The 228-nt window shown below is 49.1% G+C and carries 1 protein-coding gene; it reads left to right on the forward strand.

Translation table 11 applies throughout. The features are described 5' to 3' along the window. A partial coding sequence (locus C5471_RS23855) for a type VI immunity family protein (RefSeq protein ID WP_166296762.1) occupies positions 1–228 on the forward strand: 228 nt, incomplete at both ends.

The following is a 228-nucleotide window of genomic DNA, read 5'->3' on the forward strand; positions in this document are numbered from 1 at the left end:
TGGGGAACATTGGATACGCAAGACGCTGGCTCGTTATTCGGATGTGGTGATTAGCTCTTACCCCAATGGTCTGATGATCCGGGCCGGTCAATACCCGGATCTAACACCACTACCGGGCAATGTCCCGGCGAGTTATTTTGCCATTAACCAGCTGATACGCCCGATACGGGTTATTCCTCGTGAAGGCCATTCTCTGCATTTTTATGGTGAAGGACATTTTAATTCAAC

It is taken from the genome of Photorhabdus tasmaniensis (genome assembly GCF_011189505.1).
Taxonomy (GTDB): domain Bacteria; phylum Pseudomonadota; class Gammaproteobacteria; order Enterobacterales; family Enterobacteriaceae; genus Photorhabdus; species Photorhabdus tasmaniensis.